The organism is Massilia aurea (assembly GCF_024753205.1).
GTDB classification, from domain to species: Bacteria; Pseudomonadota; Gammaproteobacteria; order Burkholderiales; family Burkholderiaceae_D; genus Telluria; species Telluria aurea.
The window spans coordinates 349,783-373,361 of sequence record NZ_JANUGZ010000005.1 but is presented as its reverse complement, the minus strand read 5'-3'; the positions used below and the strand labels follow the sequence as shown (position 1 = coordinate 373,361).

Below are 23,579 nucleotides of genomic sequence, written 5' to 3'. Positions count from 1 at the left end.
GTCAAAAACGCAGCGTGGCGCTGGCAAACACCGTGCGCTCGAGCAACTGGCGGCTGCCTGCCGCGACAAATTCGGCGTGGCGGGCATGCAACAGATTGCGCCCGGCAAGGGCGAGCTCGAGATCGGGACGCACTTGCCACGCGATCCGCGCGTCGAGCTCATGATAACTTGGCACGGCCAGCTGCGGCAGTCGTGCGACGTAACGGAGTGAAAAATCTGCCCAGATGCGCTCGCTCAGATCGTGCGCACTGCGCAAGGTCCAGGTCAGGTTGGGATCATTCCCACCCAGACCGGACAACCCGGTGGTGTCGCGACTGGCCGGCTCGCGCCCCATGTCGACGTCCTGCAGCAAGCCGCCGGCGTGCAGGCGCCAGCCGCGCGCGGCTTGCCAGCTGGCCCAGAATTCGATGCCGCGCAGATTGCCCTTGCCCAGGCTGCTGATGACGTACGGCAACCGTACACCGGGCGTCGCCGGCTCCAGGGAACGCAGTCGCTCGAAGTCGGTATAGAACAGCGTGGCCGAATACGACAGCGTCGGCATGGGTTGGGCGCGATATCCCAGTTCGGCCACGCGCGCCGTTTCCGCCACCGTGTCGGCGCCGCCGGCAATCAGGAACTGGCGCGGCGAGGCCGGATTGACGAGAAACAGATCTCGGTCGATGCGCGACGGCGCACGCACCGTGCGCGACAGGGCCGCCCACAGCGTTGCCTGGTCGCTCGCGTCCCATGCCAGGCGCAGATTCGGCAGCAACTCGCTGCCTGTATACACATTGTGTTCGACGCGCATGCCGGCCACGGCGCGCAGCGTCGGTGTCAGGGTCAATTCATCCTGCACGAACAGGTGCGACCAGCGCAGGTTGCGGCGCGCCGGCGTGAAGCGCAACACCGGCCCGCCGTCGATCTGATCGCGGCTGTTGCGATAGCCGCCGCCCCAGGTGATGCCATGTGCACCGAAGCGCACCAGGTGCTGGGCTTCGACGTCAACCGTGTCGATCTGCTGCATCCCCACGCCCGGCTTGCTGCGCCGCGTCTGATCGAGCCACGCATGCATGCGCACCTGGCCGGCATCAGCGAGGTCGCGCTGGACTTCTGCCCGCAGATTGGCGCCGGACATCGTTCCGCTCGATAACAGGGACGTGTTGCGCAGGCGCCCCTGGTACACATCGCCGCTGAGCGTGACATCCTGCTCGCTACCTTCCCAGTCGAGACGAAAGCCCGCCTGCTCACGCGCCATGCGATTGTCGGGGGCGTCAGCTGGCGTGCGATCGGCCTCGATCCGGGCTTGCCTGGCATACACGCGCCAGTGCGGGCCGTTCTCGAACTGCCCGCCGTAGCGCACGCCGGCGCCATGCTCATCAGGTCCGGCGTACGCCGTGACGACGCCGCCGTGTGTCTGGGCCGCGCTGCGCGTGATGATATTGATGACGCCATTGACGGCGTTCGTGCCCCACACCGTACCGCCCGGCCCGCTGACCACCTCGATGCGCGCGACGTCTTCCAGCCCCACATCCTGCATTTCCCAGACCACACCCGAAAACAGCGGCGAATACACGCTGCGGCCATCGATCATCACGAGCAGCTTGTTGGCCTGAGGCGACAAAAATCCGCGGGCGCTGATCGCGTATTCATGGGTATTGATGCGGGCGACCTGAAGATTCGGCGCCAGCCGCAGCACTTCGGGCAGCGTGGTGGCGCCCGAACGGGCGATGTCAGCAGCGCTGATCACGAACACCGACGCCGCCGCGCGCGCCAGCGGCTCGCTCTGGCGCGAGACAGACGTCACGGCGATATCGGATAATTGTTCGAGCGAATAATCGGCCCACGGCAGCGGGCCCGAGCCATCCTGCGCGCTTGCATCAAGGGAATAGGCGGTCGACAACAGTGCGGCGATGGCGCAAACGTACAACGAAAAAGGTGGCATAGTTGCCATCGTAGAACATTTTCTCGATCGCACCAAGTGCGCACACGCCACAACGCGGTTCTTCACAACATCCCCGGGATATTGATTAAACCAATGACGGTTATTGGAAATATAAATTGGACTGATTTGACGCAATGCAGCATGATTGCACTGTCTCCTCTATTCTCCTCCCAGGAAATAGATTCAGCCCGCCTCTCACGAAGCGGGCTTTTTTTTGCGCGCACGGTTGCCCGAGCAGGTGCATCCTGTTTGGTGTAGGATGCCGCCCATATTTTCGTTTTTACAACAATCCATGCCAGACCTCGACCTTTCCGCCCGGAGCACCGCTTCCTACGACTGGAGCACGACCGCCCTGGGCGACGCTGCCCGCTGGCCGTTGCCGCTGCGGTTGTGCAGCGATCTGTTGCTCAATTCGCCGCTGCCGACCCTGCTGGTATGGGGACCGGAAACGGTCCTGGTATTCAATGAGGCCTACGCCGCCCTGGCCGGTCCTGGCTACGGCCGCGTGCCGGGCGGCTCGGTCCCGCCCGTGATGCCGCCACCGCTGGCTGCGGCCGGTGCGGCGCTGGCTGCGGCCTGGCGCGGTGAGGCCGGTGTGCTGGCCGACACCGCCCTGACCTTCCGCCGCCTCGATGGCAACGCGGACAACCGTTTCGACCTGCGCCTGTCCCCGGTACGCGACGAAACCGGCACTGTGCGCGGCGTGCAGATCGCCCTGGCCCCGGCCACCGCGCAGCCGGCCCAGGAAGCGGTCGACGATGCAGGCCTGCGCATCCTCGTCGTTGAAGACAATGTCGACTCCCAGTACCTGGTGTGCGAGATGCTCAAGGCCTTCGGCCACGAAGCCGACGGCGTCGCGCATCCCGACGATGCCCTGACGCTGCTGGCGAGCCAGCGCTACGACGTGCTGTTTTCCGACGTCAGCCTGCCCGGCATGTCCGGCGTCGAACTGGTGCAGCGCGCCATCAACGACGACCCGGCGCTGTCGATCATCTTCGCGTCGGGATATGGCGACACGCTGCTGCGGCACCTCGAGTTCCCGTACCAGTCGCTGCAAAAACCGTATGAAATCGACCAGCTGCAGGATGCGCTGGCCAAGGTAGTGCGTCAGCCGGGCCGACGCTGACCGAGGGGCGAAACGGTCCGCATTCACAAAGTGTGAGTCGGACCCGCCCGGCTGGTCTACAATGAAACGCATCCTGCCCGGCTTCGGGCGCATGGCAACCCCGGCATGAACTCTTCATCACAACACGTCCGCCGCATCGCGCGCCACCTCCGGAGGCCGGCATGAGCACTGCCCGCGACGTGTCCGGCCAGGATCTGGTCGCCGCACAAGAGGCGCTCCAGCACGCCACCGAGCGCATGGAAAACATGCTCGAAAGCCTCACCGACGGCTTTTGCGCGGTGGACCGCAACTGGCACATCACCTATATCAATGGCCGCGCCCTGCAGATGGTCGAGCCGCTCAACAAGCGGCGCGGCGATCTGGTCGGGGCCAAGCTGTGGGATGAGTTCGAAGACCTGCACGGCACAACGGTCGCCCTCGATTGCGTGCGCGCCATGGAGGAGCGCGTTACCGTCAATCGCGAATTCTATTACCGCCGCCTGAACGCCTGGCTCGACATGCGGGTCTACCCTTCCCCCGAAGGCCTGACCCTGTATTTCCAGGACATCACGGCGCGCAAGCTCGACCAGCAGGCGCTCATCGACAACAACAACCGCCTGCAACTGGCAATTGCCGCCGGGCGCCTGGGCGACTGGCGCTGGGATGCGGCCACCGACCGCGTCACCTTCGGTGCACGCGCGGCCGAGATCCTCGGCTTGCCGGCCGATGTCGCGCTCGCCTGGCCAAGCCTGCGCGAGCGGCTGCAACCCGAAGACCGCAAGGTCGTGCGGCGCGCCGTGCTGGCCGCCTTCTCGCAGGGCACCGACCTCGATCTCGAATGCCGCCTGCTTGCACGCGGCAACCTGCCCGGCGGCGCGGCGCACTGTGTGGCCCTGGTCGGCCGCCCCGACTACGCCAGCGCCGTCGACGGCGGCGGCGTGCTGGGCATGACGGGCATGGCCCAGGACATCAGCGCCCGGCGCGCGGCCGACGACCACCTGCGCCAGAGCGAAGAAGAATTGCGCGCGCTGGCCAACACCATTCCGCAACTGGCATGGATGGCCGATCCGGACGGCTCGATCGTCTGGTTCAACGAGCGCTGGTACGAATACACGGGCATCACGCCCGAAGAATCGACGGGCTGGGGCTGGCAAAAAGTGTACGACCCGGCGGTGTTGCCTGCCGTGCTCGAACACTGGGATGAATCGGTGCGCACCGGCACGGCGTTCGAGATGGAATTTCCGATCCGCGGCGCCGACGGCAATTTCCGCTGGTTCCTGACGCGGGTCGAAGCGGTGCACGACCGCGACGGCAACGTGGTGCGCTGGTTCGGCACCAATACCGACGTCGACCAGGTCAAGCGCGCCGAACAGGCGCTGCGCGACGAATCGCACGTGCTTGAACTGCTCAACAGCACGGGCAGCATGCTGGCCTCGACGCGCGATCTACGCGCCGTGATGCAGGCCGCCGCCGATGTCGCCTGCGGCGTCTGCAGCGCGCGTCATGCCGCCTTCGTCCATTACGGCCAGGATGGCGCAGGCACGCTGTATTCGCTGTACACACTGTCGGGCGCCACGTCGGCCCAGTTCCAGGACTTCGCCGAACCGGGCGCCAGTGCCCTGTTCGGTCCGGGCCTGCGCACCACCCGCCTGCAGCGCGTCGCCGACCTGGCGGCCGATCCGGTCCAGGCCGGCAGCGCGCTGCGCTTTGGCCTGCCGGATGGCCACCCGCCGGTACGCAGCTACCTGACCGTGCCCGTCATGGCGCGCTCGGGTGAACTGCTCGGCACGATGTTCTTCGGGCACCCGGAACCGAACGTCTTTACCGAACGCAGTGAACGCATCGTCAGCGGCATCGCGGCGCAGGCCGCCATCGCAGTCGACAATATCCGCCTGTACGAAGTGGCCAGCCGCGCGGCTGAAGAACGCAAGGTGCTGCTCGAGAACGAGCGCGAAGCGCGCGCCGAAGCCGAGCGCACCAGCCAGATGAAGGATGAATTCCTGGCCACGCTGTCGCACGAGCTGCGCACGCCGCTGTCGGCCATTCTTGGCTGGTCGCAGGTGCTGCGCCGCGGCAGCCGCGATGGCGCCGACCTGCAGCGCGGCCTGTCGACGATCGAGCGCAATGCGCGCGCCCAGGCGCAGCTGATCGAAGACTTGCTCGACATGAGCCGCATCACGTCCGGCAAGGTGTTGCTCGACATGCAGACGCTGGCGCCGGGCAGCTTCATCGATGCCGCTATCGAAACGGTACGTCCGGCGGCCGACGCCAAGGGCATCCGTATCGAGCGGCGCTATCCCGAAGGCGTTGCCATCCCGTCCGTCGCGGGCGACCCGGGGCGGCTCCAGCAAGTGGTCTGGAACTTGCTGTCGAACGCGATCAAGTTCACGCCGCGCGACGGGCTGGTCACGATCGAGCTGGGCTACCACGACGGCCAGGTGGCCATCACGATCCGCGATACGGGTTCGGGCATTGCGCCCGAATTCATCACGCACGTGTTTGAGCGCTTCCGCCAGGGCGATGCCTCGATGACACGCAGCCATGGCGGCCTGGGCCTGGGCTTGTCGATCGTGAAACACCTGATCGAGCAGCACGGCGGCACTGTACGCGCCGAGAGCGCCGGGCCTGGCCAGGGTGCGAGCTTCACGATTGAACTGCCGGCGGCGCTGTCAAGCATGCCACGCGCGTCTCGCCAGGCGGGCCTTGGCGCTGGCGCGCTGCCCGAGATGGTGTCAGCTACCCTTCCTGCCGCGCCAGAGGCAGCACCCGAACCGATGGTGCGCGACATGCGCGGCATGTCGGTGCTGGTCGTGGACGATGACCGCGATGCGCGCGAGCTGATTGCCCGCATCCTGTCCGATTGCCATGCCAACGTGCGGCTGGCCGGCAGCGCACAGGACGCCATGGCGCAGCTGCGCGCGAGCCCGCCCGACCTCCTGATCAGCGATCTGGGCATGCCCGATGTCAATGGCCTCGAGTTCCTCGCCTGGGTCCGCGCCCTGCCGCGCGATGCTGGCGGCCTGATTCCAGCCATCGCGCTGACGGCGTTTGCACGCTCCGAAGACCGCTTGAAGGCGCTCGAGGCCGGTTTCTCGGCCCATGTGTCCAAGCCGGTTGAACAGAGCGAATTGATGGCGGCAATCGGCATGGTCAGCACGCCACCCGCCGTCCCAATGCTCGCGGAAAGCGGTCGCGGCCATAGTCGATGATGTTCCTACCTTCGGACGCGGCGCTGTCCTACAAGAAATTTTATGGTCCTTGCTACACTAATTAGAGGTAAGGTATCGTTAGATTCCACCCCGAAATGGGGCGCCGCCCAGTTTCGATAAAGAGATAAGCATGCCGAGCAGACAAGACATTTTGAACGCCAAAATTCTGGTGGTAGACGATTCGCCCGACAATATCGAGCTGATGGAAGAGATATTGCGCGAAGAAGGCTACACCTGCGTCAGCTCGACCATGCTGCCGGAGCAGGTGTGCCCGCTCCATCGCGAACACAATTACGACCTCATTCTGCTCGACCTGCAAATGCCGGGCTTGAATGGCTTCCAGGTCATGAAGGGCCTCAAGGAAATTGAACAGGGTGGCTATCTACCTGTGCTTGCCCTGACGGCCCAGCCAAGTTTCAAGATCGCCGCGCTCGAAGCCGGCGCCCGTGACTTCATCAGCAAGCCGTTCGACCTGCTCGAGGTGCACAAGCGCATCCACAACATGCTCGAAGTGCGCCTGCTGTACAAGGAGCTGGCCCAGTATTCGAAGGCCCAGCAGGAGCTGGCGCTGCACGACGCCCTCACCGGCCTGCCAAACCGTCGCTTGCTCGAAGACCGCATCGAGACGGCGCTGCAGCACGCCAACCGTACCCATGCCAAGGCCGCGATCATGTATCTCGATCTGGACGGCTTCAAGGCGATCAACGACACCTATGGCCATGCCTACGGCGACGAGATCCTCAAAGCCGTGTCGCAGCGGCTGCTGGCCAGCTCCCGCAAGGAAGACACCGTTGCCCGCCTGGGTGGCGATGAATTCATGGTCGTGCTGGGCGATATCCATGGTCTGGTCGACGCCCAGGGCCCGGCTGCCAAGCTGGTTGAGTCCCTGTCCGAGCCATTCTTCATCAACGATCTGACGCTGCGCCTGTCGACGTCGATTGGCATCAGTATCTATCCAGACGATGCCGAATCGGTCGACGCCCTGATCAATATCGCCGATTACGCACTGTACGAAGCCAAGCGCGCTGGCAAGAACCGTTTCTGCTCGCCGGCGGCCAATCGCCAGGCAGCGTCCAAAACCAGCGGTGCACCAGTGCCGGCGCCAGCGCCCGAGCTAGCAACGCCGCATCGCTGACACGTCACCTTCTTTCAGTTGACTAAACCGGGGCTCTCGCGCAAGCGAGCGCCCCGGTTTGTTTTTGCATTGGCTGCGCGAATAAAAAGGCTCAGTCAGCGTTATCTGTTGATGACGCTGATGGCAATGCGAAGCAACTGTTCCGGCGAAATAACCCGCTCGCCATCCAACGCCCAGCGCCAGCCGAGGTAGTTGGGCAGGTAGCGCGACGCCACGCCACGAAAGCCCTGCAGCCACACCTTGAAGCGCTGGTGGTAGGCGTTCACGTTCTGCACGTGGATGGCAAGGCTGCCCAGACGTCTTACACGCACACCGGCGCGCACATTGACCGCTTCGTGCGCGATCCTGTGCTTGTGTGCAAACGTGCGGTAAGCGGGATGGCCGTCACTGACAAGCAAGGCTTGCCTGTCAAGTCTGGGCAACAAGTCACGCTCGAGTTGCGCAGCCGTGAGAGCACCCCGGCCAGTGACGGCATCGACCGTGCGACCCTCGCGGTCGCGGCCGACCAGAATGCAATCGAGTTCGCTGGAAATGCCCCGTTTGGCAGCATGGCCGCCGCGGTGGCGCGGTGGTCGATCAAGCGTACGCGAACCTTTTTGTGATTCGAGCAGAAATGTTTCGTCAGCCTCGACGATGCCATTCAGGAGCGCGGGCCGGTCGAGCTTGATCCAATGCAGGAAGCGGTGTCGCCAGCGAAAGGCGGTGTTGCGGTGTACGCCAATTCGATCTGCTCCCTTGCGTACGGGGAGTGAATCGAGCAGCACCTGCGAATACGCGAGCCATTTGGCTTTGTGCCTGAGCCGCGCCAGTGGCGTGCCGGTGAGGTCGTTAAAGGTGCGGCCGCAGGCGCAGCAGCGGTAGCGCTGCAAGTCGTTGGCGAAACCATGCCGGTAGCAGTGCTCGTTGCTGCACCTGGGGCAGCAGCGGCCTGGCGTTCTGACCTCAGTGATGAGCGCAACAACCTGATCAAGCCCAGCTGCAGGATGCAGGGCATCCAGCATTTGCCGGCGCTGCGGCTGGTTCAGGGAAGGCAGTTTTGCGAACCAGCCCTTGAAACGTGGCGCTTTCATGATCGACTCCTGACGCTGGGGACAGGGGTTGGACCACTGGACTACTCGTCAGTTCAAAGCTAGTCTCTATTTAACGTTGACTGCGCCAATAAAAAAACAGGCCACGGAACCTGCGTTCCGTGACCTGCTCCATCCTGCCCTGCCGTGTGCTTAACGCTTCTCGGCTGGCGGGCAATCGCGAATCGTGCTCGTTTCTTCGATCGAACGCGCGTTCTGGTGATCGCGGCCTGCGTCGACCATCTCGGGCGGCACTTCAATGCGGGTGATGCCGGCATCGACCGAAATCGGATCGCTGGCCGGGAACGTCATTTCGACAGCGTCATCGAGCAGGGTCTCTTCGGCCTGCTCTTTGCTCGACTGCGTCTCGCTGCCGGCCAGCGCCTTGATCGCGACAGCGAAGCTGACTGCCTGCAGGCTGGCCAGATCGCCAATGGTCTTCACGCCCAGCGTGTCAGCCAGCGCAGTGGCTTGCTGCTCGCCGATGCCGCGCAGTGCCGACAATGGCGCGTCGGCCAGTTCACGGAAACTCTTGCCACGGAACTGCTCATTTACGATGTTATCGATATTCATGGTGTGTCCTCTCTTATATAACGCTCCCGTCCGCTATGGAACCGGCTAGCTTTCACTATCGCATACCAGCAATAGCACGTATGTGCGGCAGCGAACGTCTTGACTGCCCGCACCGTCGAATTCTTAGTTAAATGGAACGGGCGTAAAAAAGCCGGCCCCGGGGAGGCCGGCCAGTCTGTCAACGACGTTTTAAACCGTGGCGAGAATTTCGTCGCGGCGGGCTGCCATTTCAGCGCCCATGGCTTGCAGGTCGAGGTCGAGCTTGCGCACTTTCGGGAACATTTCTTCCTCTTCCTCTTCGACGTGGTGCGACACGTATTCGCCCAGCACCTTCACTTTGGCATCATAGTAGTCTTCGTCAGGCTCCATCTCCTGCACCTGTGCGATCAGGTCCTTGGCCGAAGCATGTTCGACGAACGCTTCGTCGAGCATGTCTTCCATTTCCTTCGACGTCTTGCGCAGCGCCGGATAGAAGATTTCTTCTTCGATCGACGTGTGCATGATCAGGGCTTCGCAGATTTCATTGGCCAGCTTCTTCTTGCTGACGGTGGCACGCTCGCCCAGCTCTTCGAACTTGTCGAACATGTCTTTCACTTCGTCGTGCTGGCTTTTCAACAGTTCCAGCGCATCCTGCGGGCCGCTCGTCTTTTTGGTCGTTGCTTTGGTCATGGTGTTACCCCCGTATTGTTCGTTGAATGATGACTCGTTGGCCACATCGCCAGAGTGCGCCTGCCACGCGATCGGCACTGTTCGCGACCTCACACTCGGGAGAACAGAACGAACCGCTCTTGCAGCACCCAATGCGCGACGGATAAATGACAATTGTTGTATGATTTGGGAAACATTTAATTGAGACCCTGATGACTGAACCGGTCCTACCGCATCCCGACCCGGAGCTGGAACGCCTGGTCGCGGCGCGCACTGCTGAACTCTCCGACATGGTGTCCTGGCTGGCCAACAGCTGGGACCAGGAGCGTCGCCAGCTCGCGCGCCAGTTGCACGATAGCCTGGGTTCGTCGATGACGGCCCTGACGATGCACCTTGCCCTGCTCACCCAGCGCCTTCCGGCCGAAGACAAAGCGCTGCGCGACCGCGCCGCGCAGATGAAGGTCCTGCTCGGGGGCGTCATCGAGACTAACCGCCAGATGCAGCTCGCGCTGTGGAACGACAAGCTCGAGTTTCTCGGGTTGCGCACTGCGCTGGCCGAGCTGGTGCCTGAATTCGGCGCCGAGCACGGCATCCAGGCACAAGCCAGCCTGCCCGAGGAAGACGGCGCCTGGTCGCGCGAGCACGCCGTGCTGCTGCTGCGCTGTGCCGAAGAAGGTTTGCGCAACGCCGCGGCGCATGCGCAGGCGACGCGCGTGGACGTGATCCTGGATGACGACGGCGAGATGGCCATGCTGACCGTGCGCGACGATGGCGTCGGTCCCGGCGCCGATCCGCTGGCTGCGGATGAACGCCATGGCCTGCGCCTGCTGCGCGAACGCGCCCGCACGCTGGGTGGCAACCTGATCCTGGTGCGCACCGAGCAAGGCGGCGCCATGCTGCAGATGACGCTGCCGCGCGAATTGCCGGCCTAGACAGCGGTAGGGTCTTTAAAAACAACAACGGCGGCCACTGGCCGCCGTTGTTGTTTGTGCCCTGACGACAATCCCGTCAGTGCAGCTTGACCAGCGGCGTGCTGCGCCGGATCAGGAAGCGCGCCACAGCCAGGAGGCCCGTGCGGGTATTGCCCATTACGGCCCGGTGGTGCATCAGGTGCAGGCTGGCGTACATCAGGCGCGCGATGCCGCCCTGCACGAACCAGCTCGCGCCGCGAAGCGAACCCATCAGGCTACCGACACTGGTGTTCTGACCGACCGACACGAGCGAACCGTAATCGCGGTACTCGTAAGGCTCGGTCAGGGGCGGCTGGCCCTTGTCCATGCGCAGGAAGGTCGTGACGAGGTAATCGGCCTGCTGGTGCGCCGCCTGCGCGCGTGGCGGCACCGGCAAGCCGTTGCCGTCGATGCAGACCGCGCAGTCGCCCAGCGACCAGATCGCTTTGGCGCCCTTGACGCGCAGATGCGAATCGACATCCAGGCCGCCGCCACGTGCGGTCTGCAGGCCGAGCTTGCTGAGCATCTCGGGGGCGCGGATACCCGCCGCCCAGACGCACAGGTCGGCTGGATACACATTGCCATTGGCATCGAGCACCTTGTCGCTGTCGATCGCCGTGACGCGGCAATCGCTGACGACGCGGATGCCGCGCTTGTTCAGCAGGCCCAGCGCCGCATTCGACACGCGCTCGGGAAGCGGCGCCAGGATGCGCGGCGCGCCTTCGAGAATCGTGATGCGCACGTCGCGCTTGACGTCCATCCGTGCAAAACCATAGCGCGCATACGCGCCCGACGCTTCGCGCAGTTCGGCAGCCAGCTCAACGCCGGTGGCGCCGCCACCGATGATGACGACGTCCAGTCCGGTTTCACGGCCCTCTTCGCGCTGCTGCTCGACCGCCAGCATCAGGCGCAGCATGCGCAGGCGGAAGCGTTCGGCGTCTTCGGTCGCATTGAGCGAAATCGAGTGCTCCTGCGCGCCCGGCACGCCGAAGTAGTTCGAAGTGCTGCCGATCGCGATCACGAGCGACGTGTACGCCAGGCGACGCGCCGGCAGCACTTCGTCGTGTTCGGTGGCCGAATACACGGCCCCGATCTCGATCGCCTGGCCTGCCTCGTCCAACCCGGTCATCGGACCGAGCACGAAATTGAATCCATTGTCGTGCGCGAGCATCGCGTACGACAGACCTTCCTGGTGGATGTCCAGGGTGCCCGCCGCGACTTCATGCAGCGACGGTTTCCAGATGTGGTACAGGCGGCTGTCGACCAGCGTCACCTTTGTCGGGCCGAGTTTACGGCCCAGTTTGCATGCCAGCTCCAGACCGCCAGCGCCGCCACCCACGATCACGATATCGCTACGCAAGCTTGCCTCCTTCTTGATGCCCCAACCGGCAACAACGCCGGCCTGATGGCCATCTGAGATTTTACTACGGCAACGTATCGCGCGCTGGCCCGTGCCTACATGTGACGAAAGAGCGCCATGAACGGTTGACTGACTGTCAGCGTCTCGGGCCGGTTGCGCAGGCGGATGACGCCCTTGCCGCTGTCGTCGCGCGTGACGCCCGCCACCGCCCGCAGGTTCACGATCGTCGAGCGGTGCACCTGCCGGAACATGGCCGGGTCGAGCACCTCGAGCAGGTCGCGGATGGGCTTGCGCAACAGCGATTCTCCCTCGGCCGTCATGACCACGGTGTATTTCGAGTCGGACTGAAAATACGCCACGTCGTCGACCAGGATCAGGCGCGTTTCGACGCCGCGGCTGGCCGTCAGCCAGACCAGTGGCTGGGCGCGTGGGGCCGGCGGCGCGACGCTCTGCAAGCGCGCCAGCAGCGCCGCCAGCTGTGTCGTATCCGCCACACCGCGCGCCAGCCGATCGCGCAGCCGGGCCACGGTTGCGGCCAGGCGTTCGCGCCCGATCGGCTTGAGCAGGTAGTCGACGGCGCCCCGGTCAAAGGCGTCGAGTGCGTACTGGTCATAAGCGGTCACGAACACGATCTCGGTGCGCAGTCCCGCCGCCAGCACGCTCGAGGCTACCTCGAGGCCCGACAGCCCCGGCATGCGGATATCGAGGAACGCGACCTCGGGCCGGTAGCTGGCAATGGCGTCGAGCGCGCTGCCGCCATCGTCGCAGGCGGCCACGATCTCGAGGTCCGGCCACACCTCGCCCAGCAGTTTGACCAGCTCTTCCTGCAGCAGGAGTTCGTCTTCGGCAATCACGCAGCGGGTCATGTGCGCACCCCCGCACCCTGCAGCGCCAGCGGCACTGTGATGGTAGCGGCCACACCGCTCGGGAAGTTGGCGACGATGGCAAAGCTCGCCATGCTGCCGTAGCCGAGGCGCAGGCGCTCGCGCACATTGCGCAGCCCGATGCCGGTGCCGGTATTCTCGAGCGAGAAACCGCGGCCGTCGTCGGCCACCGTCACGGCCGCCGCATTGTCGATCGCGCGCGCCAGGATCCAGACGGTGCCGCCACCCGGCTTGGGTTCGAGCCCGTGCTTGATGGCGTTCTCGACGAGCGTTTGCAGCATCATCGGCGGAAACACGAGCCGGCGCAGTTCGTCCGGCACATCGACCTGCAGCGCCAGGCGCGGTCCCATGCGAATGGCGAGGATATCGAGGTAGGCACGGGCACGTTCCAGCTCTTCGCCCAGCGTCGACGGCGCATCCTCGGTGCGTGGCAGCGAGTGGCGCAGGTACTGGATCAGGTTACCGAGCATGGCGTCGGCGCGCGCCGGATCGGTACGCGTGAGTACCTGGGCACTGGCCAGCGTGTTGTATAAAAAATGTGGTTCTACCTGGGCGTGCAGCAGATTCAGGCGCGCCACCGTCAATTCCTTCTCGGTCGCACTTTCGCGCACGGCCTGTGTTTCGAGGCGGCGCCGTTCGGCGATGCGGCGCGTGATGGCGCGCACGATGGCGTCGGCATTTTCCAGATTGCTGCCCTGGTCGACCAGGAACCAGTCGATCCAGGCCGGGTCTTCCGGTTCGCAGATCAAGGTCACGCTGCCGGCCGCGTCGCCATTGGGCGTGATCGTCGCGCGGATCTGGTTGCGCCAGGTCGACAGGCGGGCCAGCGCAGCGCCGGCCGACGCATTGCCGCCATACAGATCGGTGCGCTCGACCTTGGCGCGCACCTGCAGGCTGTCGCGGGCGCTGTCGACAGCAGTGACGCCGGGCAGTTCGCGGATCGCGGCGTCGATCATGTCGAACGCTTCGCCGGCCTCGAACGGGATCTCGATCTGGCGCCGCTGGCGGTTTGCCAGCGTGGCCGCGTTCACGGTGCCGGCCAGCAGCCGCACGCGGCGCGTGTGCGAGAACGCGATCAGGAGGACCCAGCCGACCAGTGCAAACCCGAGCAGCGTGACATACGCCTCGATATCCAGATCGATATCGTGCAGCACGGTTTCGCTGATGAAGATACCCAGCGCCAGATACACCGCGCCCCAGGCAACGACCAGGCGACCGTGGTGGAAAAAACTCGACATCATGATGGGCTTTCAAGCGTTGAAGAATGGCGCCAGCATAGGCACGCCGTGGTTCGCAAGACAGCATTATGCGACGAAGCCGCGGCTGGGCCGACGAAACCGGCCCCGGCGACGTTGACGTGGCGTTTGCCAGGCCACTCGCCTGGCCGTTCCCTGCATCAACTGCTACTTCCCAAGGCGGTCGCGACCTCGTACACTGTGCTGTATTTACAGCTCAACCGTAGTTAGTCGACACCAGATATCGTTACCCGGAAATTCTTGCAGAACATGATGCGCAGTTTTTTTGCGCTCTTCCAGGAGGGATTGAGCGACATGACTGACAACCCAAACAACGAGCATGCGTGGCTGGTGTCGGTACTGATTCCGGCAAAGGATGAAGCCGGCAATATCGGCCATCTTGTGGACGAAATCCACCACGCCCTCGCCGGGCATCTGACGCACGAGGCCGTGCTGGTGGACGATGGCAGCAGCGACGACACCGGCGCCGTGTTCCTGCAGCATTGCCAGCAATGGGGCATGCCGGCGCGGCTAATCCGCCACGCACACAGTGCCGGCCAAAGCACGGCCTTGTGGACCGCCGCGCGCCACGCCACCGGGCGTTTTCTCGTCACGATCGATGGTGACTGCCAGAACGATCCGGCCGACATTCCGGCGCTGGTGGCGCAGGGACTCACCCTGAGCGAAACGCACCGGCATTTTTGCATTGCCGGCTTTCGCGCCGACCGGCGCGACACGCGCTGGAAAAAAATCCAGTCGCGCATTGCCAACGCCGTGCGCCGCCGCATCCTCGACGACGGGGTGCCTGATACCGGCTGCGGCCTGAAGCTCGTGCCGCGCGCCACCTGGCTGTGCCTGCCCTATTTCGACCACATGCACCGGTTCGTGCCAGCGCTGGTCAAGCGCCTGGGCGGTGTGATCGCCATCGTGCCGGTGCGCCATCGCCACCGTACTGCCGGCGTGTCGAAATACACGGCGTGGAACCGGCTGTGGGTGGGCATCGTCGACATGTGGGGCGTCAGCTGGCTGATCCGTCGCAGCAAGCTGCCGCTGATCGACCGCATGGAAGTGCGGCATTGAAACCCGCGCTGGCCCTGCTGGTCAAACCGCTGCTGCTAACTAGCGTGCTGACGCTCGGCTTCGTGTCGCTCCATTTCCAGTGGTGGGGGTCATTTACCGAACTGGATCTGCTCAACCGCCTGTTCGAGCGGCACTGGGCCGTTGCCTGGCCCGTGTTCGCGATCACCGGCATCATCTACACCGCGCTTGGCGGTCCGCGCCAGGTGCTTGCCTTCGCCTGCGGCTGCGTCATCGGTGGCGTGCCGGGCGCGTTGCTGAGCACTCTGCTGACCGGCTTCGGCGCCCTGCTGGCAATCTGCTGCGTACGCCACATTGGCACGGCCTGGGCCAGCACCCGCTATGGCGACTGGGTTGCCATCATCCGCCAACTACTAGCCCGCGACACCTGGCTGTGGATCTGTACGCTGCGGCTGATGCCGGTCGGCAGCAACCTGGCCACCAATATTGCCGTGGGACTGGCCCGGCTGAGCATACCGGCAGTGTTCTGGGGCAGCCTGCTGGGCTACTTGCCGCAAATGCTGCCGTTCAGCTTTGCCGGCGCGGGCCTGGCCTTGCACGACGAACAGCAGCTTTGGCTCGGTCTGCTGACGCTGGCGCTGTCCACGGCGCTCGCGCTCTATCTCTATCATCACGGCTTCAAGCAGCGTCTGCAGCACATCCGGGGACAAATGCATGCCACGCCAGCACACCGGCAACCTTGATCAAGCCCCAAGCTGGTGGCCGTGGCTCGTCGGGCTGACGCTCATTGTGCTGTTCGCCGGCATCGGGCTGCGCGCGCCCTGGCCAGCCGATGAGCCGCGCTTTGCCCAGGTCGCACGCGAAATGGTGGAATCGGGCCAGTGGCTGTTTCCCACGCGGGGCGGCGAATTCTATCCGGACAAGCCGCCTGTCTTCATGTGGCTGATTGCCCTCTTCTATCAGCTGACCGGACAACTGAAGATCGCGTTTCTGCTGCCCAGTGCGCTGGCGGGGCTGGGGACGCTGTGGCTGGTGTTCGACCTGGGGCGCCGCTTGTGGGGTGAACACGTCGCGCGCTCGGCCGTGCTGATCCTCGTGTTCACGCCCCAATTCCTGCTGCAGGCCAAGGGCGCGCAGATCGATGCGGTGCTGTGCTTCTGGATCACGCTGGGCTGCTATGGCCTGGTCCGCCACTTTCTGGTCAGTCCCGCCTGGGGCTGGTATGCCGCCAGCTGGGTGGCGATGGCACTGGGCGTCATGACCAAGGGCGTCGGGTTTCTCCCGGCATTGATGCTGATCCCGCTGGCGATCTGGCACCGCCGCTTTGATGAATCCGGGCACCAGGCCTGGCGCCTGCGCGCGTGGTGGGGGCCCGCGCTGATGCTGGCCACGCTCGCGCTGTGGCTGGCGCCGATGTGGCTCACGGTCGAGCGCGTGCACAGCCCCGAACTGCTGGCCTACCGCGACAACATCCTGTTCAGGCAGACGGCCGAGCGCTATGCCAATGCATGGCACCACATCCAGCCGTGGCACTACTACCTGACGACTGCCTTGCCGACGATGTGGTTTCCGCTGGTCGTGCTGTTCGTACTGCGGCTACGCGGCATCATCGACCTGTGGCCGCGTGACGCAGCGCTGCGCATCCTGCTGAGCTGGGTTGCACTCGTGCTGCTGTTCTTTTCGCTGAGCCCAGGCAAGCGCGAGGTCTACATCCTGCCGGCGCTGCCGATGTGCACGCTGGCGCTCGCCTGCGTGTGGGAGCAGACGCCGGCCGCGGGCCGCCACGCCGCGGCAGTCCTGTTGCGCGCAGTGCTCGTGCTGATGGGCGTGCTGCTGATCGCGCTGGCGGGCGTCGCATGGCTGGCGCCCCACCGGCTGCCAGCCCGGGCCGACGACTATGCCGACGCCGTCGCGGCACTGGCGCCCGGTGTGCTGCTGCTGGGGCTGGCGTTGGCCGGCATCCCCCTGCTGCTGCGCAAGCGCGCCCTGTTCGAGCAACTTGCGCTGGCCAGCCTGCTGACCTGGCTGTGCATCGCCTTTTGGCTGTGGCCAACGCTCGACCCGCATCGCACGCCGCGCGCCGTCTTGCAGGAACTCGAGCGAAAGATCGAGCCCGGGACGCAGGTCGGCATGCTCGAATTCAAGGAGCAGTTCCTGCTGTTTGCCGACCGGCCGCTGGTGCATTTCAGCTATCTGGCGCCGCTGGCGCAGCAAGAGTCGAGCGCATGGCACTGGATGCGCGCCGATCCTGCACGCGTGCTGCTGGTGCCCGACCATCTGGCGCTGCGCTGCTTCGATCTGACGCGACAACGCGTGCTTGGCCAGGCCCATCGCCGCGACTGGGTCGTTCTGGATGCCACGGCGCTGCGTGAACGCTGCGACGGACCAGTCGGCCACGCACTCTATCGCTATGTTCCCGTCAGGAAGGACATGCTGTCATAGGCCGCCAAGGCGCGCCAGTGCGCGCCGGTCCGGCGTATGATGGTCGTCTGCTACCCGGAGGATTCATCATGCAACTACGCACTTATTCCGCCGCAGTACTGACCATCGCCTGCCTGATGCTGGGCGGCTGTCGCGAACACAATGCGCCGGCCCAGCCGATCGCCCCGGCCGCGCAAACGGCCCCGCACACGCCAGCGTCGTCCTGATCCTGCACGAACGAGCACGGCGCGCAGCCTTTGCAGCGCGCCGATGATCGCCATGCCGGCGCCGGCAGGTTACACTGCGGCCTGTCCATTTTCGTCGCAAGGTGTCCTGCCCATGTCGTTTGCTTCCCTCGGCCTGATCGAGCCGATCGTCCGTACCCTGGACGCCCTCGCCTACCACACGCCCACCGCCGTCCAGGAGCAGGCGATTCCCGCCATCCTGGCTGGCAACGACGTGATGGCCGCCGCCCAGACCGGCACCGGCAAGACCGCCGGCTTCACGCTGCCGATCCTGCAGCGTCTCGTCATGGGTGGCAAGGTCGGCAACAACGCGGCGCGCGCGCTGATCCTGGTACCGACCCGCGAACTGGCCGAGCAGGTGCACGAAAGCGTGCGCACCTATGCCGAGGGCCTGCCGCTGCGCTCGATGGTCGCTTATGGGGGCGTGAGCATCAATCCGCAGATGATGACGCTGCGCAAGGGCGTGGACGTCCTCGTCGCCACGCCGGGCCGCCTGCTCGACCTGCACCGGCAGAACGCGGTGCACTTCAACGAAGTCAAGACGCTGGTGCTGGACGAAGCCGACCGCATGCTCGACTTGGGCTTCGCGCGCGAGCTCGACAACATCCTGAAACTGCTGCCGAAGAAGCGCCAGACGCTGCTGTTCTCGGCCACGTTCTCGGACCCGATCCGCGCGCTGTCGAACCAGATGCTGCGCGAACCGGTGCGCATCGAGGCAACGCCGCGCAACACGACCGTCGCTGCGATCCGCCAGTGGGTGATCCCGGTCGACAAGAAGCGCAAGGCCGCGCTGTTCGTGCACCTGCTCGAACGGCGCGACTGGACGCAGGTGCTGGCCTTCGCCCGTACCCGCAAGGGGGTCGACGAGCTGGTCGGGCTGCTCGAATCCAAAGGCATCCCGGTCGACTCGATCCACGGCGACAAGCCGCAGCCGGCGCGCCTGCGCGCGCTCGACCGTTTCAAGGCCGGCGAGGTACGCGTGCTGATTGCTACCGACGTCGCCGCGCGTGGCATCGACATCGACGACCTGCCGGCCGTGATCAATGTGGATCTGCCGATCGTGGCCGAGGACTACGTGCACCGCACCGGGCGCACGGGCCGCAAGGGCGCGAGCGGCGAGGCGGTGTCGCTGGTGTGCGCCGACGAAGTCGAGCAACTGGCGGCAATCGAGGTGCTCACGCGCCAGACGCTCGACCGCGTGGAAGAGCCGGGCTATGCACCCGAGCACCGCGTGCCGGAGACCGATGCAAAGGGTCAGATCGTCAAGAAGCCAAAAAAGCCGAAAAAGCCCAAGGGCAATGCGCCCGTGGTCAGTGAGGACGTGCGCTTTCGGCGTTAAGAGCGCCTGACGACGCCGTTTGGCATACCGCGAACAGATGAGCGAACAGGCAAGTGAGAGAAACGCCTGGTGGATGTCTGCTCGTCGCTCATGTTGTGCGCGCAGTCTGCGACAGCCGTGTAGTCAGCACAAGGCGCACTCGACGACCCGCCGCCATCGGTGGAGCCGTCCGCGCATTTCTACGCAATCGCGCGCGATTCGAGCAGCAATGGCCCGATGGGGCAGTCAATCCCGATGGCCTCTCGAAGGATATGATCGACGGCATGCAGCTTGCCTGGGCGTTTTCGACCACGGCTTGCTCATCCTTTCACTGCCGGGACAGACGCTACCAGCGGAATGAGGAAACGCGCGTCGTGTACTCGCCCGCCCGGTACCGCAGCTGAGTTCGCGCGGCAGGTGCTACCTGTATGTCGAAATTCTTTACAGTGCAGCAGCAAAATTCTAGCCAACAATCCTTAAATGCTTGATTAGAAAGAAAGTTTTGTTCTGGCACGTTTGTTGCTTAATAGATTGCATTAGTAACCCATGACAATTCAGGAGATTTACCCAATGAACGCCTTCAAGAAAACCATCGTCGCCTCATCGATCGCAGCTGCAACCATCTTCAGCGGTACTGCCGCAGCAGCAACTTTCAACCCCTTCACCGTTGACCCAGTCAACGGCAGCCAGGCAAACTTCGTTGCTGACAAGATCACCGGTAACTACACCGAAACAGCGACCTTCAACCAAGATGGTACCTTCAACGTCTCGCTGGTGTGGACTGCTGGCCAGTTCGTCGGCAACGGTGGCAACACCGCATACGAAGCTTTCCAGACCGGCCTCGGCGCAAACTACGGCCTGTTCGCTAACTACTCGGCAAGCGGCACTTACTCGGTGAGCGGCTCGACCACCACGTTCAACTTCCAGCCAGGCACCGGTAGCCTGGACCTGTTCATGGACACCACGCTGGGCGTTGCAGGCGGCAACGTCCTGCTGGGCTCGGGCAACCCAATGGCTGGCCAGGGCACGCTGAACCCAATGCTGAGCACCTGCTCGAACCCAGGCAATCCAAGCGGCAACGGCATCAACTGCGGCAGCTTCGGTGCATCGAGCTCGTTCGCGCTGACCGCAGCAGGCAGCAACTTCTTCGTCCTGCCTAACCCGTTCTACTCGATGTCGTTCCAGTCGGGCCAACTGAACAACTTCACGCCATCGGGCACCCAGACCATCAATGGTTCGCTCGACGTCGTGTTCGAAAACGCAGCTGAAGTGCCAGAGCCAGCATCGGTTGGCCTGCTGGGCCTGGGCATGCTGGGTCTGTACGCAGCACGTCGTCGCAGCAAGAAAGCAGCCTGAGCACTGTAGACCCGCCTTGCGGGCCTGTTTTTGCATGAAACCTTCAAACAAAAAACCACTGCCCGTAAAGGCAGTGGTTTTTTTACTTTTTCGCGTGTTCCGTGCTGTTTTGCCAGCATAAACGCTGTGACTTTCTGAAATGGGTGTGACGAAAGTTACTACGGCATCGAGCTGCGCCCACCAGATTTTGCTAATCGCTGCTACGATTTTTCGCTGAATAGCTGCGACGGACCCGTACGCATATCGAGATAGCTGCGACCCACTTCGTCCTGACCTGACAACCGTCGTAATGCCACCAGCAGGGACCGGAATCGGCTGCTTCCGACCCAGAGCAATGGGATGGACTCCTTCTCCCCTGAGGGCACGTTAGTGCCAAACCAGAGTTTCGACAAAACCGGTTTGGAAAGAAGGAGTCCGCCATGAAGCTTATCCGCGTTGGAGTCGATTTGGCAACGAATGTCTTTCAACTGCACGGCGTAGACCGCTCGGAAAAAACGGCCTGGCGGCGCAAGCTGGTCCGTGGTGATTGGATCGAGGAACTGCTCGACAGGATTGAGCCGGGTTGCGAGATCGGAATGGAAGCATGTAGCGGTGCACACTACCGGGCCAGCAAGCTGCAGGCTCAGGAATATACGGTGAAGTTAATCGCTCTGCAGTTCGTTAAATCCTACGTCAAGAGCAACAAGAACGACGCAAACGATGCAGAAGCGGTCTGTGAGGCGATGAGTCGGCCGAGCATGCGTGTCGTGGCCATCAAAACCGTCGAGCAGCAAGATATCCAGGCCGTACACCGGGTGCGCTCAGGTTTGATGGATGAGCGCAAGGCCAAGGCAAACCAGCTGCGCGGCTTAGCATCTGAAGATGGGTTGGCGGCGTCGAAAGAACTGCTGCACCTGAGGTCAGCGATCCCACGCTGGCTTGAGGATCAGGAAAACGGTTTGACCGACGTTTTCGTCGGCTCTTGCATGGGCTGTAGGGAGATCTGAAGACACTCGATGAACGAATTGAAGAACTCGACCGGGAGATTGAACAGATTGCTCGGCAAGACCCGGTCGCTATACGCTTGCAGCAAGTACGTGGTATCGGGCCGCTGACCACAACGGCTCTGCTGGCGACAGTAGGTGACGCCAGCCAATTTGCTAGCGGGCGCGAGATGGCTGCTTCGTTTGGGCTCACGCCCAAACCAACCAGCTCAGAAGGAAAAGAGCGATTGCTCGGCATTAGCAAGCACGGCGACGCTTATCTGCGCAGTTTGCTCGTGCATGGAGCCCGAATATCGCCGCAGTGGCGTTAGCGAATAAGACCGCGCGCATCGCCTGGGCAATGCTGACCGAAGGCACCGATTACCGATCTCAAGCCGCGTAAGCATAGCTTTAAAACTACTGAAGTAGTATCCGAACCACGATTGCATAATAAGCAGCATGATGGCCAACAGGTCGACCCGGCGCTGACAGAACCCGATAAGGTCTGAGGCTTCCGAGCCCGTCAAAGCGATAGGGAGTCAGCGCGCGAATAGCCCATCAGGGTCCAGCGCCTTAAGCAGGTGCAGCAGCACGAGACCGGATATACGTGAGCAGTCGTACCTCACGGCCTGAAGACGGATTGCTTGCAAACGAGGAGGAGTCCATATACGGACCTTCGATAAGAGCAGCGGTGCCTCTTCAGCACCAAGTTAGTGGTCGTCTGGCAGGATAGGTGCTGCTACCTTAGCTTTGTGCAGTAACCAGTCTGTTGATAACGCATCCGGATCTTATTAAAGCAAAACCTCTTTGACCACGACGACTCTGCCAGGACAATTTGTCGGTGCTGTATTTCACAATCTCATCTCCAGGTCGAAACATCGATTTCAGTGTCAGCCAGTGGGAATTCATATATCCGAACAATACATTAGGCGTATTAAGTCCTTGCTGTTGCCAAGATAAAAGATCAGCCGCTGCTTGCTTCTCGATTTCCTCGATAGTTAGAGGAGATGAGACCTCATCCGTGAGCGAAAATGTATCGCACCGTTCACTTACCGTACCTGCTATGGAAACCGTACACCCAATCATCATAATCAAAGCGGCAAGAGTTTTCACAAAGACCTTCCTTAAAATTGAATGACCGCTTCTGGCCGATCTCGGCCGTTCGGTCCACATAGCAGGTTGCCAAGTCGGAAAAATCGCAGACTATCACGACAGGCTGCTGCCGACCCTAAGCCGCCGTTCGCTAGCTATCGGTATGTAGCTGCGCGTAGGCTTCAGCCTCAACGCGACCATCGCCACAAATAAGATCGCCGTCTTCATCAAGCACGCGATAGCTATGTTGGACGCCGCCAATGCTTGCGGCGCCGTCGAGGCCAAGCAGCAAGGTATAGAACGTGTCCGTGAGCGCGAGGTTCAGTACATCGCGCAGTGCAATGGTCTGCTGTTCGCTAAGGCCCATCGATGCGATCCTTTGGGAGACTAAAGTTTCGCCGGCCGTACTCATGAATAGCTCAAGCAAGCCATCCTTTTCCGTCTGCCAGTGCCTCACAAACTCGGCAGGAGTCACTTCGTGTTCCTTCTAAGTCAGCACAGCATGGTGTACGTCCGCTCCTGGGCCGAAAGTGGACGGTCGGTATAGCTAACTGTACGACCATGTTACCGCCAGAGCAAGCAACAGGTTTTATCAAGCGTTCCAGGCCGGCATTGCGCCGCGCCTGGTTCAGACACCGCTGCGCGCGGGCACCGGGCTACGCCGGCGCGCCAGGCCCCGTTCGCACAGCGCGCCGGCGGCATATAGCAGCACGAAGGCCGGCGTGACGAACAGGCCATACGCGTCGGGCCAAGACAGGAATTCGATGGCGCGGCCAAGGCCCAGCGCCTGCACCACGACCAGCTGGCCGGCAATCGGCAATTGCAGGAAGACCAGCTGCGACGCGTCGTCGCCAGCACCGAGCGACACGATGCCGACGCAGACCAGAATGAACACGGCGTACGGGGCGCACAACAACAAACCGAGTCGGGACATCGCAGGAGCAGGGTCGGGCCCTGTTGACAAAAGGCGGTACAAATCGTCACGACGTGACAGGGCGACAAACACCGCCACCTTACCACCGCAAACCAGCCCAAAATCCTCCGAATGTCACATGGTGCG

20 protein-coding genes and 1 pseudogene are annotated in these 23,579 nt (G+C 63.2%); 11 read left to right on the top strand and 10 right to left on the bottom strand.

Going from position 1 to position 23,579, the window contains the following annotated elements; translation table 11 throughout:
- Window position 1: 1 nt before the first annotated feature.
- Window positions 2-1,921, bottom strand: a complete 1,920-nt coding sequence (locus tag NX775_RS21030) for a TOL_0244 family TonB-dependent receptor (protein ID WP_258837737.1) — start codon at window positions 1,919-1,921, stop codon at window positions 2-4.
- 292 nt (window positions 1,922-2,213) lie between these two features.
- Here NX775_RS21030 and NX775_RS21025 point away from each other — a divergent pair, with 292 nt between their 5' ends.
- The 3 genes from NX775_RS21025 (at window position 2,214) to NX775_RS21015 (ending at window position 7,370) form a co-directional block, all read left to right on the top strand.
- Window positions 2,214-3,047: a response regulator gene (locus NX775_RS21025; protein WP_258837736.1), complete on the top strand. Its 834-nt coding sequence runs from the start codon at window positions 2,214-2,216 to the stop codon at window positions 3,045-3,047.
- Between the two features lie 161 nt (window positions 3,048-3,208).
- Complete coding sequence (locus NX775_RS21020) at window positions 3,209-6,235, top strand: ATP-binding protein (RefSeq protein WP_258837735.1); 3,027 nt, start codon at window positions 3,209-3,211, stop codon at window positions 6,233-6,235.
- Window positions 6,236-6,365: 130 nt separating this feature from the next.
- Window positions 6,366-7,370: a GGDEF domain-containing response regulator gene (locus NX775_RS21015; protein WP_258837734.1), complete on the top strand. Its 1,005-nt coding sequence runs from the start codon at window positions 6,366-6,368 to the stop codon at window positions 7,368-7,370.
- 101 nt (window positions 7,371-7,471) lie between these two features.
- Here NX775_RS21015 and NX775_RS21010 read toward each other — a convergent pair whose 3' ends face one another.
- From NX775_RS21010 to NX775_RS21000, 3 genes are all read right to left on the bottom strand, one after another.
- A complete protein-coding gene (locus NX775_RS21010) occupies window positions 7,472-8,440 on the bottom strand; it encodes an IS1595 family transposase (protein ID WP_258837733.1) in 969 nt (322 codons plus the stop codon).
- A 150-nt stretch (window positions 8,441-8,590) separates the two neighbouring features.
- Window positions 8,591-9,010 carry a hypothetical protein gene (locus tag NX775_RS21005; protein ID WP_258837732.1) on the bottom strand — a complete coding sequence of 140 codons (420 nt, stop codon included), beginning with the start codon at window positions 9,008-9,010 and terminating at the stop codon, window positions 8,591-8,593.
- Window positions 9,011-9,199: 189 nt separating this feature from the next.
- Window positions 9,200-9,679, bottom strand: a complete 480-nt coding sequence (locus NX775_RS21000) for a hemerythrin domain-containing protein (protein ID WP_258837731.1) — start codon at window positions 9,677-9,679, stop codon at window positions 9,200-9,202.
- Between the two features lie 191 nt (window positions 9,680-9,870).
- On the opposite strand from NX775_RS21000, the gene NX775_RS20995 reads away from it, so the two are divergent.
- Entirely contained in the window at window positions 9,871-10,590 is a 720-nt protein-coding gene (locus NX775_RS20995; protein ID WP_183551481.1) for a sensor histidine kinase, read from the top strand.
- Between the two features lie 76 nt (window positions 10,591-10,666).
- On the opposite strand, the gene NX775_RS20990 is transcribed toward NX775_RS20995, so the two are convergent.
- From NX775_RS20990 to NX775_RS20980, 3 genes are all read right to left on the bottom strand, one after another.
- Window positions 10,667-11,968 carry an NAD(P)/FAD-dependent oxidoreductase gene (locus tag NX775_RS20990; RefSeq protein WP_258837730.1) on the bottom strand — a complete coding sequence of 434 codons (1,302 nt, stop codon included), beginning with the start codon at window positions 11,966-11,968 and terminating at the stop codon, window positions 10,667-10,669.
- 95 nt (window positions 11,969-12,063) lie between these two features.
- Window positions 12,064-12,834, bottom strand: a complete 771-nt coding sequence (locus tag NX775_RS20985) for a LytR/AlgR family response regulator transcription factor (protein ID WP_183551475.1) — start codon at window positions 12,832-12,834, stop codon at window positions 12,064-12,066.
- Complete coding sequence (locus tag NX775_RS20980; protein WP_258837729.1) at window positions 12,831-14,093, bottom strand: sensor histidine kinase; 1,263 nt, start codon at window positions 14,091-14,093, stop codon at window positions 12,831-12,833. The genes NX775_RS20985 and NX775_RS20980 overlap by 4 nt, the downstream gene beginning before the upstream one ends.
- Before the next feature lie 309 nt (window positions 14,094-14,402).
- Here NX775_RS20980 and NX775_RS20975 point away from each other — a divergent pair, with 309 nt between their 5' ends.
- The 7 genes and pseudogenes from NX775_RS20975 (at window position 14,403) to NX775_RS20945 (ending at window position 21,830) form a co-directional block, all read left to right on the top strand.
- Window positions 14,403-15,167 (top strand): glycosyltransferase family 2 protein, encoded by a 765-nt coding sequence (locus NX775_RS20975; RefSeq protein WP_258837728.1) that lies wholly within the window; start codon window positions 14,403-14,405, stop codon window positions 15,165-15,167.
- Window positions 15,164-15,868 carry a TVP38/TMEM64 family protein gene (locus NX775_RS20970; protein WP_258837727.1) on the top strand — a complete coding sequence of 235 codons (705 nt, stop codon included), beginning with the start codon at window positions 15,164-15,166 and terminating at the stop codon, window positions 15,866-15,868. Before NX775_RS20975 ends, NX775_RS20970 begins: the two co-directional genes overlap by 4 nt.
- A complete protein-coding gene (locus NX775_RS20965; RefSeq protein WP_258837726.1) occupies window positions 15,840-17,567 on the top strand; it encodes an ArnT family glycosyltransferase in 1,728 nt (575 codons plus the stop codon). The genes NX775_RS20970 and NX775_RS20965 overlap by 29 nt, the downstream gene beginning before the upstream one ends.
- A 68-nt stretch (window positions 17,568-17,635) precedes the next feature.
- Window positions 17,636-17,773, top strand: a complete 138-nt coding sequence (locus tag NX775_RS20960) for a hypothetical protein (protein ID WP_258837725.1) — start codon at window positions 17,636-17,638, stop codon at window positions 17,771-17,773.
- Between the two features lie 112 nt (window positions 17,774-17,885).
- Complete coding sequence (locus tag NX775_RS20955; protein ID WP_258837724.1) at window positions 17,886-19,130, top strand: DEAD/DEAH box helicase; 1,245 nt, start codon at window positions 17,886-17,888, stop codon at window positions 19,128-19,130.
- A gap of 549 nt (window positions 19,131-19,679) precedes the next feature.
- Complete coding sequence (gene pepA, locus NX775_RS20950; RefSeq protein WP_258837723.1) at window positions 19,680-20,465, top strand: flocculation-associated PEP-CTERM protein PepA; 786 nt, start codon at window positions 19,680-19,682, stop codon at window positions 20,463-20,465.
- Window positions 20,466-20,884: 419 nt separating this feature from the next.
- Window positions 20,885-21,830: pseudogene (locus NX775_RS20945) on the top strand (IS110 family RNA-guided transposase).
- 341 nt (window positions 21,831-22,171) lie between these two features.
- Here the strand turns inward: NX775_RS20945 and NX775_RS20940 are convergent.
- The 3 genes from NX775_RS20940 to NX775_RS20930 form a co-directional block, all read right to left on the bottom strand.
- Complete coding sequence (locus tag NX775_RS20940) at window positions 22,172-22,540, bottom strand: hypothetical protein (RefSeq protein ID WP_258837722.1); 369 nt, start codon at window positions 22,538-22,540, stop codon at window positions 22,172-22,174.
- A 130-nt stretch (window positions 22,541-22,670) separates the two neighbouring features.
- Window positions 22,671-22,994: a hypothetical protein gene (locus NX775_RS20935; protein ID WP_258837721.1), complete on the bottom strand. Its 324-nt coding sequence runs from the start codon at window positions 22,992-22,994 to the stop codon at window positions 22,671-22,673.
- A gap of 153 nt (window positions 22,995-23,147) precedes the next feature.
- Complete coding sequence (locus NX775_RS20930; RefSeq protein ID WP_258837720.1) at window positions 23,148-23,453, bottom strand: hypothetical protein; 306 nt, start codon at window positions 23,451-23,453, stop codon at window positions 23,148-23,150.
- Window positions 23,454-23,579: the final 126 nt, after the last annotated feature.